Source organism: Methylobacterium sp. AC690 (genome assembly GCF_979256535.1).
Window position 1 is genome coordinate 1 of sequence record NZ_CEEDOX010000102.1, and the last position, 249, is coordinate 249.

The window sequence follows — 249 nt, forward strand, 5'->3', positions numbered from 1 at the left end:
CGAAGTGCAGCACCCGGTGGTGGGCCCGGCCGACCCCGTACTGGGCCAGGATACGGTCGGGGTCCCCGACGAAATCCCGGTAGGCGAAGACCAGGAGCTCGATGAGGTCATCGCCGGAGCCGGAGGACGGCCGCGGCGCCTCGGCGTCGGCAGCTCGCATCGCGTGGGCAGTCACGTCTCGGGGGACCGCGATGTACGTCAGCGATGTTGACATGTTCCCGCCCCGACGCGACCCGTCAAGCCTGCGAC

General features: G+C 70.3%; 1 pseudogene. It reads right to left on the bottom strand.

Features of this window, described 5'->3' with window-relative positions:
- Positions 1-160, bottom strand: a pseudogene (locus tag AC0IY1_RS25485) (MarR family transcriptional regulator); the annotation flags it as partial.
- Positions 161-249 lie beyond the last annotated feature (89 nt).